Below are 15211 nucleotides of genomic sequence, written 5' to 3'. Positions count from 1 at the left end.
CCTGCATTTCTCATTTCATTTTTTCATAAACTTCGTCATATCTTTTTGCCATTTCAAAATCGAGCTTCGTCAGCCCTTTCGCCCGCCAAGATGAAATTTTCACTGTGATGAGCTTATAATCGATAGAAATGAACGGATGATGATTTGCTTCTTCTGAAATTGCCGCAATTTGCCGCACGAATTCGATTCCTTGCAAATAATCCTGGAAGCGATACTTTTTCGCAATCCACCGCTCCTCCACCAGTTTCCAACCTTCCATCTCTTGTAAAAAGAATTGCACTTCCTCATCGGTTAATCGCATACCATTTGCCTCCCCTGATTTTGTAGTTCAGAATGGATAACAACCATTACACACCGGTGTAAAGCTTAAGGAACGTCCATCTACTGACACAAACTCATCGATCTGCTATGAAAATTACAGTTACTTCATGTCCATTACACGCTTAATAAATGGCATGAATGTAAATGCTCATGCGGTAGCGTAATTTCCCTTTAACTAATTTGACAACAATCGAAAAAAATCCTACCTTTTGTCTAAAGGTTGTGAAATGTGAGTAAGGGGCCCATCGTTTTTTCGCGGATTTACCACTCCAGGGGATACAAAACGCAAAAATCCCCATTTTAAACCTCGATAAAGAGTGGATCATCGTTTTTCCTTTTCCCACTATTGATTCTCTTTTACCTAATATTTAAAGCACGTGGGATATGACTCAACCCGAAAACTGGATCGGTGTGTATCCAGCTGTATTCGTATAATGTCCCTTAATCTCCAGATCTGTTTCATTGATGAATCATTTCAGCCCGAAAAGATGAACGGCTTCCCGTGCATTGGATGGAATAACTCTCACCCCAAAATAAAGTGAGTACTCACTTTACGTTTGTAAAAATTTGTATTAGAATGAGCTTAAAGAGATTTTTTCAATAAATGAGAAAAAGAGAACATGATCACCCAGTCCCTAGTTGGTGTTCTAATCTAACGATATGTAAAAATATTTAATTTATTTGTACATTACAGCGAAAAAAGACAAGAGAAAGGGGACCAACCAATGCGATCATATGTATTATTTTTTGAACAAGTGGATCGTTCCTGTCTTCCTTATGTTGGAGGAAAGGGAGCGAACTTGGGTGAACTGAGTAAGGCAGGTTTCCCGGTACCCGGTGGATTCTGTATTACAACACTGGCTTATCAAGACTTTATCGCTACCAGTCCCGAAATGAATTCTCTGTTAGATGAACTAAATGCAATGGACCCGAATGATTTAAATCAATTGCGGAATTTGGGAGAGCGTATTCGTACCCACTTGCGTCAGCTAGAGATCCCTGCTCCGTTGAGAAATGAAATTATTCTTGCCTGGAAATCAGTCGGGGAAGAGTATGCTTATGCCGTCCGTTCCAGTGCAACGGCTGAAGATCTGCCTACCGCCTCGTTTGCTGGGCAGCAGGATACCTATTTGAATATTAAGGGGCAGGAGGAACTGCTTCAACATATTCGAAAATGTTGGGCGTCTTTGTTTACAGACCGTGCCATTTCCTATCGGGCAAAAAATGGGTTTGATCATCGTCAGGTCTACTTGTCTGTCGTGGTGCAACGGATGGTGAACCCGGAAATCGCAGGCATCATGTTCACTGCTGATCCTGTGAGTGGAAATCGTAAGGTGGTCTCCATTGACGCCAGCTTCGGATTGGGAGAAGCCATCGTATCCGGAATGGTTTCGGCGGATTTATACAAAGTGAAAGCCGGTAAAATCATTCACAAAAACGTATCGGAAAAGAAAATAGCGATTTACTCGCTGCCTGAAGGAAGTACGGTGAAAAAAGACTTGCCTCCGGATCAACAGACCAAACAAGCCCTGACGGACAGCCAAATTTTGCGTTTGGCTGAACTGGGAAAAAAAATTGAGAAACATTTTGGCTCGCCACAGGATATTGAGTTCTGTATGGAAAACGGAGAGATTTTTATTGTGCAAAGCCGGCCGATCACTTCGCTATATCCTCTGCCCGACATTCCGCAAGAACCGCTCCGTGTCATGTTCTCATTCGGCCATGTACAAATGATGACAGATGCCATGAAACCATTGGGAATTTCAGTCTTACGAACCATTTTTCCGAAAACGGTTCTTTTAGAAGCTGGGGGACGTCTTTTTGTTAATCCTACGGAAGTGCTTCGTACCAAGCTGGGAAGAAAAGTGCTGCCCATAGCTTTAAAAAATTTATTTGATGAAGCGCTCAGCCGTGAAATCAGTGAAGTCATTCATCGGCCTGAGTTTCTCCAAGTTCCCCCTAAACCGGGTTTAGTGAAGTCAGCGCGTCAATTCGTTGCCCCGATCATAAAAGAGGTATGGAAAAATCTTTTCAAGCGTGACCCGAAATCAGCGAAAAGCAAAGTTGAAAGCTTCATGCAGAAAAAATGGACAGAGGTCAGAAAAGATTTGCAGGGTGTAAGCGGGGCTGAACGCCTGGAAACGGTTCAACATCAATTAAGCACCTTCGGAAAGGCGATGTTACAGAACATCTTTCCTTACGTTATTTGTTTCCCAATCTCATTCCTCTTGTTAAAGAGAGCACTTATTCGTTGGATCGGGGATGACAAAGAACTGTATCAAATAAATAAATCCCTCCCTGGCAATATCACCAGCGAGATGGGCCTGCAGATTGGCGATTTGGCCGATCTGGTTCGGGAACTGCCAGAAGTGAAGGAGTATCTGAAACATGCGAATAATCAGACTTTCTTTGAAGGGCTCTTAAATGTACGCGGGGGAGAGAGATTTAAACGAAGTTTTGAAGATTTTATTGCCAAATACGGACATAGATGCCCAGGTGAAATTGACCTGACAAGGCCGCGCTGGCGTGAAGCTCCTACCCAACTCGTCCCTGCCATCTTGGGACACATACGCAGTGTGAAGCCAAGGGAACATCGGCAAAAGTTCATTCAAGGTGAACAGGAAGCCCAAGAAGCTATACAGCGCATTATGGATCATGTTGGACGTCGAGGTCTTAAGTCCAAATGGCTCAAACGTCTTATTGAGGTATACCGCCATATGGGCGGGCTTCGGGAGCATCCCAAATATCTGCTTACTTTAATTTTGGATGAATGCAAAAAAGCTATTATGGCTGAAGCAGAAGAACTGGTAAAAAAAGAGGTTCTACAGCAAACAGAAGATGTGTTTTTTTTGACTCTTGACGAGTTGATTCAACTCTCAAAAGGAGAGTTTAAACAAAATGTCTCCTCACTTGTTGCTGACCGCAAAGAAAAATATGAATGGCACCAAACATTGAAACCACCTAGAGTAATGACGAGTGAAGGAGAAATTGTAACAGGTTCCCCTAGGAAAGGAGAGCTCCCCGAAGGTGCTCTTGTTGGAAGTCCGGTTTCCGCTGGAGTAGTTGAAGGTAAGGCCCGGATCGTCTTGAAACCGGAAGAAGCCCATCTCAATGAAGGAGAAATTCTTGTTGCTCCTCATACCGATCCCGGTTGGACTCCTTTATTTCAATCAGCCAAAGCATTGGTTACAGAGGTGGGCGGACTGATGACGCACGGTGCCGTTGTGGCTCGGGAATACGGAATCCCAGCTGTGGTGGGAGTGAATGATGCCACCAAGAAAATCAAAGATGGGCAAATGATTCGTGTAGACGGAAACCAAGGATTTGTGGTGATTTTAAGTGATGAAAATGAGCATCACGTAGGATGAAGCAAGCGAAAATAGGAGAGGTTATCCTCTCCCACTCCCTCCTATTTTCACGTCGGAAGCGACCCAAACTTCTTTTCATAGTGACTTAATGTTAACAACGGAAATACACGGCGGTAACTGTGATAGCGAATATAAAATCCGCCAGCCATCCCCTGACCTGTCGGATACGAAGCTGTCCAATCCTCTTTTTTGATAGATTGAAGCAGAAATTGAATCCCGGTTTGAATTGCCGGAATTGGTTGATCAAAGACAGCGATCAAGGCATCTAGGGCCCAGGCGGTATGAGTGGCAGTGCTTGCCCGCAATGGTACGTACGTTTTTGTGCTGTCGCTTTTACACGACTCTCCCCACCCGCCATCGCTGTTTTGAATGCTTAATAGCCATTTTGCCGCCTTTTGGATGGCATGATGCGTCGGGGGAACACCGGCAGCGATCATTCCGGTTACCGCCGCCCATGTACCGTATATATAACAAATCCCCCATCGGCCATACCATGATCCGTTTTTTTCTTGATGGTCGATCAACCACTCGACCCCGCGCGCGATAGCTGGATGATCTTTCGTCAAATTCGCAAACGTTCCCAAAAATTCCAGCGTCCTTCCCGTTAAGTCTGCTGTCGATGGGTCTGTCAATAAAAACTCCGCACCTTGAATGGGAACATAATGAAACAGACGTTTATTGACGTTTTTCTCAAATGCTCCGTATCCCCCATCATCATTTTGCATGGAAAGCAACCAATGAAGGCCTCTGTCCCATGCGTGGCGAAACAAAGTCTTTTTGGACGCCTGGCGGTAAATCGCCCGCAACGAAGCAGTCGTATCATCCACATCAGGATTGATCGTATTTATGTTGGAAAATCCCCATCCCCCCGGCAAACTGTAAGGGTTGTGCACCGCCCAATCTCCGTACCGGTAATGCTGGCGGGAAAGAAGATAGCGGTTTGCCTTTTCGATGGCGGCATCGGACGGTGGTACGCCCGCCTCCTGCAAAGCGTAACTGGCTAAAGCGGTATTCCAAACCGTTGCCGTCGTATATTGCATATGCGTATATCCATTGATGGAACAACGAAACGTTTTGAGTCCATTGATCGCTTTGACAATGATAGGATGATCCTTCGGATATCCCAGCGACAATAACGCAAAAATCATCAGAAACGTCGAGCTAAAATAGCTATAAAACGTTCCATCCGCTTCCAAACGCTGCAGCATATATTGGACGGCGCGCTGTTTCGCAACGGCGTGAATCTGTCCTGGCAGCCCGATGAGCGATTGTTTGAGATACGAAAGAAACAGACGATCGGCCCGCAGTCCCCATTTTTCGCCGTGATCGGCCCGCGATAGAAACAAATCGGAAAGGTCAGGGCTTTTTCGTGTTTTTCGATAATATTTGTTATCGGTCAAGATGAGCAGCGGTGTGAGGTTGGCCCGCCCATACACGGAAATATCAAAAAAATGAAGCGGAAATGAAGACGGAAGCAGCAAAAATTCAACAGGAATCGGAAAAAACCTCGGCCAGCGATATTGCCCAGTCATAGCCAACATAAACTTTGCAAACATATGTACCTTTTCGATTCCGCCCATTTCTAAAATTCGCTGTTTCGCCGCTTGCATATGCGGATCCGTCTTCTTTCGATACCCGGAATATAAAAGAGCATAATACGCCTCCACTGTCGCGGTGACATTCCCTTCCCCTTCATCGTAAAAAAGCTTCCACGCCCCATTGCCCTCCTGCCTGCTTTCGATGCGTTCCACCAGTTTCCGAATCAGATCTTCATCATTTATTTCCAACGTGCGTAATAAGATGATCATATAAGCATCGGTAGAAATGCCAGTTTCAAATGGGTAGCGCCACGATCCATCGGGAGCTTGCTCCCGTTTCACCGTCGCCACAAGTCTGCTAAGTTCGCCCGAGATGCTGTATGTCACACTCGCCATCCCTTCCTAGTAGCATAATAATCCCCCTCTAATACTTATTCCCGCACCGGCAAAACGATTCGCAGAAGGAGTGGTTCGCATGTTTTGGGCAAAAAAGAAAACTCCTTCCCTCTCCCCGGCGCTTCTTGACATCAAAAATGAATTAAAGAAAAAGAGGAAAGGGATGAGCCATATTGTAAAAGAGTCCAATCTAACCATGGAAGAAAAACGGCTCGTGCAGCAAATAGCAGCCCGGACAAAGGAGAAAAACGAAAATAATGTCACAAGAACAGCGGCATACCTGGACTTTTACAAGCGCCACCCCGAAATTCACTGGGCTTTTTTAGGACATATGGTATCGAGAAACGGCGGCTGGAATATGACGGATTTAAAAGGGGAACTGCTGTTGTATTTATTAACCGAGGAGGAACGGCAATCTTTCTTCTCCTTTTTGGAACGCGGAAACTGGCTTATTTTTCAAGATATCTATCCGCAATTTTTGCTGTATGAAGAAAGCAAAAAACGGGGAAAGCCGCTGTTTTACCTTCTTCCGATGCTTCACGTATCGACTTTTATGGAAACGATTTGGAACCATTTTTGGCGCCGCGGCGATCCTTATATTCTTGCCATTGCCCTGGTCATTAACGAGCAAAATTATTTGGAAAAACGGGTTATCCAAAACCCCGTTTTTCAAAAAAGCGTCTTCCATACCATCGAATTCAAACTGCAAGACTTTCTCAGCTTAAACCATATTTTGTTTCCGTACGAGGATCAACAAGGAAATACCGTTCTCATCGGTCAAACGCTCCATCAATTCCATTCGCTGCATGAACGGATTTTATTAGGAAAGCGGCTATACTCGTTGCTGTTTCAAAACGGCGACACATTGGAAAGGGTGTTCCGCTGGGCTTCGCTTCACCCCCATACCGGGACAAGGAAAGATTATTGGCCCCATCTGTTCAATGATGTTTGGGAATTGGCCCCAAGGCAACCGTACCGCCGGCGGATTAAAGATTGTCAAATACAGCCGGGGGTGCCCCGAATTTACAGCCCGCGACTCCTATATGCATGGAAAAATGTTGTCCATGAAAAAGCGGAGCCCGGCGATTGGTTTGATGATTGGCATGTTGTGGAATACCTTGTGAAATCAAACGAACAAATAAATGGAGAGATTACCCATGCCTATTGTGAAACGCTCGAAAAAATGGAGCTGGCGATCATCGCCAAAAACACCTTCTTTCCTTCGCACTAAACGCGCTCCTGCCTATATTTCTACGCTTTTCTTTGCCTCATGGATTGGAACATATTTAGACCTTTATTTTGTCGGAAATGGATGGTACCATTTTCCGCATCGGCCGTTCCCAGCCATTTTTTCGATTGATCTTTCCTTTACTTTAATCGGCCTGCCGCTCTTTGTCACTTTTTTTCTTTACGTCATGGCAAGGCTGCGCCCATGGCCACGAGGATTGTTTCTCATCACAATGAGCCTGTTCATGACATGGATCGAAAAACAGGCGGAGACCATAGGATGGTTTGTCCACAGCTCCGAATGGAAACACCTATATTCGTTTGTTGGGTATTCGCTGTTTATGGCGATGGTCTGGAGGTTTTATCGCTGGGTAAACTTGCACTAGAGGCGATGGATATCAACAAAAGGATTGCCGCATCTTCGTCGGCAATCCTTTTGTTAAGAAAAATTGACTTTTAAACTATACGATTAACTGTTCCTACTAATTGTTTACGAATGATCTCTCCTTTCTGTCTAGATATCTCATTGTTCCTATTACGTTATGTATAGAAAATACTAACCACATCTGAAACGAAACCTTCTGTTATGTATTGTGATTATGCCAATTTTGAATAAAGGAAGGTGATACAGCCTAAACTATTTTTAAACATCTGTTACTACTAATATAAAACAGAAAGGGGTCTAATCATGCGGCTTACTCGTCTTTGGATCAGCTTAACACTCGTATTCGTCATTTCATTCGCAATCCTAGGGTATTATGGAGGGGAAATTTATCAAACGATGCCGCCTATTCCTAAACGAGTAGTGACCAGTACGGGTACCGTCCTGTTTACCGACAAGGAGATTAAGGAAGGCCAAAACGTTTGGCAGTCAATGGGCGGGCAGGAGGTTGGATCAGTCTGGGGGCATGGTGCATATGTGGCACCAGACTGGAATGCCGACTGGCTGCATCGGGAAGCTATGTGGATTTTGAACAAATATGCGGCAGATCAATTTGGAAAATCTTACGACGAGCTGGATGAGGAAAGCAAAGCGATGCTGCGAACTAGATTGAAAAAAGAAATCAGAACGAATACTTATCAACCGGACACGGGAGATTTGGTGGTCTCCCCTTTACGCGCTCAGGCAATTACAGCCATCAGCCAGCATTACTCTGCTTTATTTGGCAACGATCCAAAACTGGATGATTTGCGTGATAAATATGCGATCCCTCGCGGGACCATCAAAGATCCAGAGCGGATGAAAGCCCTTAACGCTTTTTTGTTCTGGACAACTTGGGCCTGTGCGACCAATCGTCCAGGCAGCGACATCACGTACACGAACAATTGGCCGCATGAACCTTTAATCGGTAATGTGGCGACCGGCTCTATGGTCGTCTGGTCTGTAGTCAGCTTTGTTCTGCTATTGGCCGGCATTGGAGCTTTGGCTTGGTATTATGCCAAACAAAAACACGTCGAATTGGAGGAGACTTATCCTAAAAAAGACCCGTTGCTTGCCTTGTCACCCACACCTTCCATGAAAGCAACACTCAAGTATTTCTGGGTAGTCGCCGCTTTGTGGGTGATTCAGGTTGGCCTGGGAGCGGTTACGGCACATTACCAAGTGGAAGGAACCGGTTTCTACGGAATACCGCTTGCAGAATGGTTGCCTTATTCGATAACACGTACATGGCATACTCAATTAGGGATCTTATGGATTGCTACTGCCTGGATTGCCACCGGGTTGTTTGTGGCTCCGGCGGTCTCCGGCCATGAACCGAAATACCAACGATTTTTTGTTAATGTTCTCTTTGTGTGTTTGCTGATTATCGTTGTCGGTTCCATGGCCGGCCAGTGGTTTGCCGTACGGCAGCGTCTCGGGTTGGACACAAACTTCTGGTTTGGGCACCAGGGGTATGAGTATACGGATCTTGGCCGATTCTGGCAGTTGTTCCTGACTGTCGGACTTTTCCTCTGGCTGTTCCTGATGGTACGAGGGATTTGGCCTGCGCTAAGGAAGGCAAAAGACGACAGGCACTTGCTTATTCTGTTTTTGATCTCTTCCACTGCGATCCCGGTGTTTTATATTCCGGGACTCTTGTGGGGGCAACATACACATCTTGCCATTGCCGAGTACTGGCGTTGGTGGGTGGTGCACCTGTGGGTAGAAGGATTCTTTGAAGTATTTGCGACCGTGGTGATCGCATTCCTGTTCACACGTATGGGGTTGCTGCGAATATCAACGGCTACCACTTCGGTTCTTTTTTCGACGATTATCTTTCTGTTTGGCGGAATTATCGGCACGTTCCACCATTTATACTTCAGCGGAACTCCGATCGGTGTGTTAGCCTTCGGTGCTACTTTCAGTGCACTTGAGGTCGTTCCGTTAGTACTAGTCGGATTCGAAGCGTACGAGAATTTGACCCTTTCCCGCGCCCGTCCTTGGGTAGCGGCTTACAAGTGGCCGATTTACTATTTTATAGCGGTTGCTTTTTGGAACCTTGTAGGTGCTGGATTGTTCGGATTCTTTATCAATCCCCCGATTGCGCTTTATTACATGCAAGGGCTTAACACCACGCCAGTACATGGACATACGGCGCTGTTCGGGGTATACGGCATGTTGGGAATTGGGCTCATGCTGTTTTGCTTGCGGGGATTGACCAAACGACGCAAGTGGAAAACAAAGGCTCTTTCTTTCTCGTTTTGGGCGATCAATATCGGACTGGCCTTAATGGTTCTATTAAGCCTGCTTCCGATTGGTCTGATGCAGACATGGGCAAGCGTGCAGCACGGTATGTGGTATGCACGTTCAGCCGAGTTCATGTCGCAGGAGATCATTCACAACTTCGTATGGCTGCGGGTGATTGGTGACACCATTTTTGCAATTGGTGCTCTGGTGCTTGGCTGGTTTATCCTTGGTCTCAAAACCGGCTGGTCTCTCACTAATGAACCATTGCAATATGCCGAGGAAAACGAGACTCATGCAAAATAACCATCCGCAGACCCGACCGTTAAGGAGAGAATTCAAGTGAAGGTATATCCATTAAAATTCGAAGAACAATTTGCAAAGCCTATTTTGGATAACGGCGTATCAAAAGTAGTCCAATTTTCCTTTCCTCCAGGCAAGGTATTGGAAAAACATAAGACAACCAGCGATATTCTCGTGTTTGTACTTCAGGGTCGAATCCAGTTTTCCGCAAATGAAGAAGTGATATTGCAAGCGGGAGATCTGGTCAGCCTGGAAAAAAACGTAGAGCACTCGCTCAAAGCCTTAGAGGAAAGCCTGGTTATACTGGTGCTCACCCCCAGTCCAGCGGCCCATTCTATTTTTAAGCCGTAAAACAGGCAATAAACGGAGGATCGGAAGCAAATGAAACAGGTGGCTGAAGAAATAAGCTATCCATATCCAGGCACCCGAAAGCAAAAAAGAAAAACAGAGAACATCGGATAAATCGCTTTCGATTTCTCATTCTCCTTTGGAGAATTGATTTGAGCATTGAAAAAAAGCCATCAAACAAGGCATCAATTTACATCGATGAATCATGATCTTTTTTGGAGAATGGAAAACAAAAATGAACCGTTCCAGGAAATCCTTCTCTCTGCATAAACCAATTAAAAGGAAATCGACTGCCTTTGTGCTAAAGCAATCGTAACACTCAAGGGGCTGCTCCCAAACTTTTTTGGGATTCAGCCCCCTCTTCATTTCACCGCCCAAAGGCGGAGGACACGCCCATCTTTCAGAAGCATCGAATGTATATCAATAAGGTAACCCATTCTCTACATCACTACGTAACAGAACCAGCTTTCCGCTCTTAACGAACTATCCACCTTGGAGAATATCTCCTAGATCAGCACCACCTGTTAACCATAAAAGAGAAAAGACACTTTATGGCGAAAACACACATATATTTATATATATCTAGATTTGTCGATATATTTAGGCGAATTAAATTGATTTCTTAAAATTTTTTGCAGGAAATGCAATCTAATTTCTGACAGCCCTATATAAAAACGTAAAATAGCTCTAGCTCTTGCACAAGAAATCTCATTCAAATGAAAATGTCATCCCACATGAAGAAAGATTTCCCATGCAAGAGCACCTTCATATACACGAGATTTCTCTGCTTTAGCAGATAAAGGGTTATTGAAACAAGCTCTATGGAGTTTCCACGATGGATCGTCGAAAACGAAACAGATGAGGCGTTTTTTCGTGTTAGCCGATTATGTTCATCTTGTTTTCATTTTTTTAACCTGATTTAAATGAATAACATTACGCTTGTCGCTCTTGGTGCGCATCATGAGTATTTTTTAACATTCATCTTTCATGCCGCATGTTCCCAATCCATTTTTAAAAGAAGGATGAGTGGTATTCTTCATTTCGCTTTCTTTTGCAACTTGTCTTATCGATTTTAATTTAGCGGACAATTCCATAAACCAGCTTTCATCCTTGGTTAATAAAGCCAAATCAATTAATGCCTTAATCGCCTCCTCATTATCAAAAGTCGAGATCGGCAGTTTTTTCACCCAATGTTTCAGTGTTTCAACCGTTTTTCCAATGATTTGCTCATTATCACAATCCATTACCTTTATTTTGACAGTTCCTTGCAATGAATTTACTGTTTCAACATAACCGTATATCAATTCTCCATTTTTTGTTTTCCCTTTTACCCAATCCCCTACTTCCACTGGTGAATGATTTATCGCATCCATTGAATTCACCACCACTTAAAGTGTTCTTTTAAAAAAGACATGTTCTTCTGTAACAAAAATTATTACATTTTGTTTATAGAAAATCAAACGATATCGTCGACATTGCTTAATTTTCTTTTTCTTTAAAGCGAAATCATGCGAACGTCTACAGTGAACTTCCAGATCGATTTAAAATGGATGATTATACTAGGGTAAATAGATTAAGTGTTTTTAAATGAATCAGTTTAAATACGGAGGATGGTGTTGCAAACTATAGTAAAAACTCAAAATTTTGCATAAATATGCGTAATTGTACATGCAGTAAATAGCAGTTAACCCATACCCAACGTGGCTGTTCTAGTCCGTTATTCTTTGTCTATTGAATACCTGTTCAATCGTGTTGCGGAAACGAAACGGACATTTTCCCAATAATACTGTCTTTAGATACTGAGGAATCGACCGACCATAGGCATCTTTTCGCTCCTCACGAGTTCGAGGATTGATTGGCGAAACGAAAAAAAATTGGCTGGTCAATGTATATGATTTCCAAAGTAATAGATTTTTTACTCCTTTTATGCGTTTTATTACACATTCTGAACTGAAAAATCTACAAGAGAAAAAGGGAATACCTCCTTTTGGTTATCTTACTCTCCGAATATTCAATCGACTAATTTTGGAAATTCAAGCATTTAACCTACAACTCTTGTCTAATCAAACTTATTATCCTGCTCATATATTAAAGCATCCTAGTTAAGAGAGGTGAAATTTATTGTCAAAACATTGGGAAGAAAAATGTAATAGTGACAATAGACCAAGGGTAAGATGTGGCTGTACTAATGCGCAAGCGATAACAGTACTTGGACCTGAACCAGCAGGACCTCCAGGTGCTGGTGCTATCATTCCGTATGCATCTGGAACAACTCCTGTTGTACTGACTAGAACTGATGTTGCAGGTGTAACAGTTAATACTGGAGCTATCGTTGGATTCGGAAGTTCTGCGCCAACTGTTGATCTTGGTGCAGGAACACTAACTCTAGGTGTCGGTGCCACGAACATTCCTGACTTCGCATTCGTGGTTCCTCGCACCGGAACAATCACATCCATATCTGCATTCTTTAGTGCTACAGTGGATATAACTTTAGCTGCAGCTGGTACAGTCAGAGCCGAACTATGGATAGCACCTGCAACTAGCAACACCTTTACTCCAACAGGCGTTTTTGTAAATTTAGTACCAGACTTCGGCCCTGTAGTTACCGTTGGCAATACTGCAGCTGGTACTGTTACGGCCTCATTCCCGGTAGCTGCAGGTGACAAACTATTAATGGTTTTTTCTTTAAATCCAACTACTACACCACCTGGTCCAACTAATATCGGTGTCCTTACTGGTTTTGCAAGTGCTGGTGTTGCCATCAGTTAATTTAAATAATTTAAATAGCCCACGACCTAGTCGACACAAAAGGGAGATATCCTCATGATGAGGATATCTTTTTGTTTTCCCGATTTTACACCAAGGTGCAACAATTGCAAGCAATATGTGCTTTCTGCAACGCCAAAATCGATTCCTAGCTTTGCTATAGTGTTGTTCCTTCAAAGACATACTAGCCATTCGAAAAAGTCCACTTTGAAAGGATGAACTGCACAATTTTGAGTTTTTACTATAGTTTTGCAACACCATCTATGGGAAGTAAAATGTTTAATAGATATTTATTAAGAAATATTTCGTGCATGAGTGGCATGCCTTTCTTAGAAATCAATATTATGTTGGTTACACCAAGTAAAGGCTGCGTAAAACGGGAGAAGTTGGGCTGTTAGTGGCAATTAAGAATTGTAGTGTTTAACAATTAAGGATATGCATAATTTATTGCATATTCACCGCTTTACATGGAGTGGCGGGTATGATAGGCTTATATGCCTTGCAAAGTCCTGTGGCTTGCCCCTTGCCAGAAAGCATTCCCACAGAGGCTCCATGTCAAGCGACAATAGGCATGAAATTTTATACAGATCATTGAATATTCTTATTTGCCATTTCATACATTTTTTAATTGCCAAAAACAGAAGTTGGCTTACCAAAAGTCTATAACCCATAAAACTTCAGACAGTAATAATCAAGAAGATGATAACTAATCAACTCCTTTCCTACTTCTCATAAGAATGAGAAGAAAGTTAAATTTATCGTTTTAATTCTCTGTCAAAACGTTTCTCCTCTGGCCATTCCCTCCATGCAATTCGTTTTATGATAACGTCTCTATTTGGTGTGCCTACTTTTTAAACTAGCATCATAACAATCATTTCTAGATAATTCTCCCATTTATCACACTATAGAATTCAAAAATGGGCGAAAGAATAGTTGTTCATCCGAAACATTTTCTCTGCGTTTGTCATTTAATACAGTAGTACGAAAACAAAAAATATTTGATTTGAAAGGATGATAATATTATGGCTTGCTTATGCAATGGAGGCTTATTTCCGCGATTGTTTTTTACACAATCAGCAACCCCTCAAACGCTCACAGCTGCTACTAATCCAAATGTAGTGCTTACTCTTGAGCCAATCGCTACGCTTAGCGGGGATGAGGTAAAATTAGATTCCATGGTTGAATTAGCAATTACATCCGCTAACGCAGGAGTAACAACTAACGTAACAGGTGCTACTTATATTCTACAGCGGTCTACAAATGGAGGAGCATTCGTAGATTTGGCTCAGCTCGATATAGACACTCAAATAACTGATGCTGCTACGGTTACTTTATATCCGAACCTTACTTGGGTAGACGTACCAGGCGTCGGAACACACGTTTACCGTGTCGTTATAAACGTTGCAGCTATAGCTGGTATTACTTATAGTGCAGAAACTCGTGCATTAAATGCTCTTGTCGTTCGAGAAGCATAAATAAACAATGGCTGACTCAAACAGGGCAAAAGTAGAGATTGAGTCAGCCTTCCTTATCTAATGAAAAACATGTCATTTTACCTTCACTAACATTGTATTCATTCCATGATTCATTTTTCCGTTATTTAGGAAATGAATTCGCTTCTCCCGTCTTCATTTTTCTATGAACATTTCCAATTTCGATCAAATCATTTTCGTTACACATGAATGACAATATTGTTTAAAGCCCGAACCCCATTTGGAAGTTGTTTGCAATAAAAAAACCCTTCCACTTTATAAGTCATTTGTTCTTCTCTAATATCAAACTTTAACTGAAAATTGGAGAAAGATAATTTCTGTCCAGCCTCGATTTTTGAAATGTGGACAGGCTTTAACCAGAATTCTCCTTTTTCCTCCACGATTTTATCCGCATTTTCATCAATATATTGCCACGGTTCCATCACTAATGGATTCAAACGACGATCATATTGGACATCCTCTCCAAGCTTAGCGGACAATATCACCCGTTCTTTTGGCATCACCTTTAGACATATGAAAGGATTTTCAAGAGGAACGGAACCGGTATTGTGAATGACAAAATTTCCGACGACGGTTCCCTTTTGCTCTGCCGTTTTCGGCAATAATAACGAATACGTAAAATAAGAAATAACACTTATATGAGGAATGCCTTTCCCCTGCTCTTTCGCTTTTTTTATTTCGTTCAATGTTTGCTTGACTGCCTGAATGTCCCGTTCCAACGTACGAACTTTTTTTTCTACTTCCAAAAGCAGATGATCGCTCATCTTCCCCCTCCTTGTGAAAATA

The 15211-nt window shown here is 42.9% G+C and carries 11 protein-coding genes; 7 read left to right on the top strand and 4 right to left on the bottom strand.

All coding sequences use genetic code 11. The features are described from left to right. Positions 1 to 10: 10 nt before the first annotated feature. Entirely contained in the window at positions 11 to 301 is a 291-nt protein-coding gene (locus tag HT574_RS08545; RefSeq protein WP_175244261.1) for a 4a-hydroxytetrahydrobiopterin dehydratase, read from the bottom strand. 745 nt (positions 302 to 1046) lie between these two features. Here HT574_RS08545 and HT574_RS08540 point away from each other — a divergent pair. After that, a complete protein-coding gene (locus HT574_RS08540) occupies positions 1047 to 3689 on the top strand; it encodes a phosphoenolpyruvate synthase (RefSeq protein ID WP_175244260.1) in 2643 nt (880 codons plus the stop codon). 47 nt (positions 3690 to 3736) lie between these two features. Here HT574_RS08540 and shc read toward each other — a convergent pair whose 3' ends face one another. Then, complete coding sequence (gene shc / locus HT574_RS08535; protein ID WP_175244259.1) at positions 3737 to 5623, bottom strand: squalene--hopene cyclase; 1887 nt, start codon at positions 5621 to 5623, stop codon at positions 3737 to 3739. 79 nt (positions 5624 to 5702) lie between these two features. On the opposite strand from shc, the gene HT574_RS08530 reads away from it, so the two are divergent. The 4 genes from HT574_RS08530 (at position 5703) to HT574_RS08515 (ending at position 10169) form a co-directional block, all read left to right on the top strand. Beyond that, a complete protein-coding gene (locus HT574_RS08530; RefSeq protein ID WP_175244258.1) occupies positions 5703 to 6854 on the top strand; it encodes a DUF2515 domain-containing protein in 1152 nt (383 codons plus the stop codon). Next, positions 6781 to 7236, top strand: coding sequence for a CBO0543 family protein (locus tag HT574_RS08525; RefSeq protein WP_175244257.1), 456 nt, complete (start codon positions 6781 to 6783; stop codon positions 7234 to 7236). The genes HT574_RS08530 and HT574_RS08525 overlap by 74 nt, the downstream gene beginning before the upstream one ends. Before the next feature lie 302 nt (positions 7237 to 7538). Next, on the top strand, positions 7539 to 9821 hold the full coding sequence (locus HT574_RS08520) for a nitric-oxide reductase large subunit (RefSeq protein WP_175244256.1): 2283 nt from the start codon (positions 7539 to 7541) through the stop codon (positions 9819 to 9821). A 36-nt stretch (positions 9822 to 9857) separates the two neighbouring features. Further along, on the top strand, positions 9858 to 10169 hold the full coding sequence (locus HT574_RS08515) for a cupin domain-containing protein (RefSeq protein WP_175244255.1): 312 nt from the start codon (positions 9858 to 9860) through the stop codon (positions 10167 to 10169). Positions 10170 to 11137: 968 nt separating this feature from the next. On the opposite strand, the gene HT574_RS08510 is transcribed toward HT574_RS08515, so the two are convergent. Further along, the gene (locus HT574_RS08510) at positions 11138 to 11539 is read right to left on the bottom strand and encodes an IDEAL domain-containing protein (protein WP_175244254.1); all 402 of its coding nucleotides are present in this window, start codon (positions 11537 to 11539) and stop codon (positions 11138 to 11140) included. A 748-nt stretch (positions 11540 to 12287) separates the two neighbouring features. On the opposite strand from HT574_RS08510, the gene HT574_RS08505 reads away from it, so the two are divergent. Both HT574_RS08505 and HT574_RS08500 read left to right on the top strand, forming a co-directional pair. After that, complete coding sequence (locus HT574_RS08505) at positions 12288 to 12935, top strand: exosporium glycoprotein BclB-related protein (protein WP_175244253.1); 648 nt, start codon at positions 12288 to 12290, stop codon at positions 12933 to 12935. 1019 nt (positions 12936 to 13954) lie between these two features. After that, a complete protein-coding gene (locus HT574_RS08500; RefSeq protein ID WP_017437792.1) occupies positions 13955 to 14407 on the top strand; it encodes a hypothetical protein in 453 nt (150 codons plus the stop codon). Positions 14408 to 14604: 197 nt separating this feature from the next. Here the strand turns inward: HT574_RS08500 and HT574_RS08495 are convergent, their stop codons facing one another. Then, positions 14605 to 15189 (bottom strand): hypothetical protein, encoded by a 585-nt coding sequence (locus HT574_RS08495; RefSeq protein ID WP_175244252.1) that lies wholly within the window; start codon positions 15187 to 15189, stop codon positions 14605 to 14607. Between the last annotated feature and the right edge of the window lie 22 nt (positions 15190 to 15211).

The sequence above is a fragment of the Parageobacillus sp. VR-IP genome (genome assembly GCF_013357975.1).
GTDB lineage: Bacteria > Bacillota > Bacilli > Bacillales > Anoxybacillaceae > Saccharococcus > Saccharococcus caldoxylosilyticus.
This window is presented reverse-complemented; position numbering and strand designations above follow the sequence as displayed.